This window comes from Variovorax sp. P4_D9, from assembly GCF_056401695.1.
The window spans coordinates 1-1,808 of record NZ_JBFUIU010001285.1; the positions used below are offsets into that span (position 1 = coordinate 1).

Below are 1,808 nucleotides of genomic sequence, written 5' to 3' on the forward strand. Positions count from 1 at the left end.
GCCCACCAGCATGGCTGCTGCGGCTATGCCGAGCAGGGCGCGCCTGGCCTTGGTAGGGGAGGACGGGGTGGTTGAAGTCTCGGCTTTCATAGGTATCTCCGTTGATGTGTGACGTGGAGTTCGCGTGGCTGCGAGCGGGCGGGGGAAGCGGTCAGGGCGCCTGGTAGATCACGTTCAAGAGCGGCTGCCCCTGCTGCAGACGCACGATGTTCTGTGCCATGAAGCGGTAGCGGCGGGCGAGCAGGGCCGGTGTCATGGCCGAGATGTGGGGCGTGGCGCGTACATTGGGGAGTTCATGAAGCGGCCAGTGTGAAGGACTCACCGGCGCCTGGCCCTTCTTCGGGTACTGGTACCAGACGTCGAGGACGGCCCTCGCCAATTGCTTGTCGCGCAAGCCTTCATACAGTGCCTGCTCGTCCACCAGCTCTGCACGGGCCACATTGACCAGCAGCGACTGCGCGGGCAGCAGTGCGAGCTGGCGCGCACCGATCAGGCCGCGGGTGCTGTCGTCCAGCGGGCAACAGATCACCAGGCATTGGACTCGGGGAAGCACATCGTCCAGCGTCGACACGGCGACGAATTCGTCGGCCAGTTCCACCGGCCCCTGCTTGCCGGTGCGCGTCACTGCGATCACATGCATGCCGAGGGGTCGCGCGCGCCGCGCGATCTCTTGCCCGATGTGGCCGAAGCCCACGATGGCGAGGGTCTTGCCATGGGCCTCCTCATGCTGGGCCCGGTTGGCGTAGGCCTGCGCCCAGGCGTCCGCGTCCAGGCGCGCCGGGTACTGCCAGAGTTGCAGGCAGTGCTCCAGGATGGCATGCAGGGTGAACTCGGCGATCGGCACCTCGTGGCCGTGCACATTGCACACGGTGGTTCCCGCGGGCAGCGATGGGCAGGCGATCTGCTCCCATCCCGCGCCGGGTACGTGCACCAGCCGGCAGCGCAGGCGGGCTGCTTCGCCGGCGCTGATGCTGTTGCTGATGACGACGTCTGACTGGATGGCACCTGACTCGGGGAAAGCCTGGAGGGCCTCCACCTCGTGCCCGGGGCCGAGCAGGGCGCGCAAGCGCGGCGCGTTGGGCGCGTGAAGCCCGACGATCTGAATGTGCATGTTGAAATCTTGAGAAGAGCTGGGCGCGGTGGCGATGCAATGCCCGCTAGCGGCTTTCGCGGATGACGAGGTCCGAGCGCTGCTTGAAGGCGTCCTTGAGACGGGTACCCAGCCCCGCCGCCACGGGCGGCTGGGCCATGCCCTCACGGATCACCGGCAGGTCGGTGACGATGTCGCGGTACCAGGTGGCCAGCGTGGCCCGCACCACCTCCTGGTAGATGGCGGTCGGCGCATGCAGTGCCATGTGCAGCCCCGCCATCAGGGTGATGGGGCCGGTGCAGTCGTGCGGCGCCAGCGGCCGGTTGTAAGCCTGGGCCAGCCCTGCGATCTTGCGCCCTTCGGTGAAGCCGCCGCACCAGGCCAAGTCCAGCATCACCACGTCGAGCGCGTCGTTGGCAAGCAGGTCGCGGAAGGGGCGTAGCCCGCCCAGCGTCTCGCTGCCGCACACCGGCACGCGCGTGCGGCGCCGAAGGTCGGCGAGGCCGGCGGCGTCATCCATCTTGCACAGCGGGTCTTCGACCCAGAACACGTTGTAGTCCTCCAGCGCCTGGCAGATGCGCAAGGCCGAGTGGCCACCGAACAGGCTGTGCAGTTCGCACATCACTTCGATGCGGTTGCCGACAGCCTCGCGGATCCGGCGGAACGGTTCCAGGCCCTTTTCCAGGTCGGGCAGGCTGATCAGGTGGCCACCGCTGGC

Annotated in this window: 2 protein-coding genes; both read right to left on the minus strand. The window is 67.8% G+C overall.

All coding sequences use genetic code 11. The features are described 5' to 3' along the window. Positions 1-151: 151 nt before the first annotated feature. Positions 152-1,111 carry a 2-hydroxyacid dehydrogenase gene (locus tag AC1DY5_RS54000; RefSeq protein ID WP_478122419.1) on the minus strand — a complete coding sequence of 320 codons (960 nt, stop codon included), beginning with the start codon at positions 1,109-1,111 and terminating at the stop codon, positions 152-154. Between the two features lie 46 nt (positions 1,112-1,157). After that, positions 1,158-1,808: mandelate racemase/muconate lactonizing enzyme family protein (locus AC1DY5_RS54005; RefSeq protein WP_478122420.1), on the minus strand; the 651-nt coding region annotated here is incomplete at its 5' end.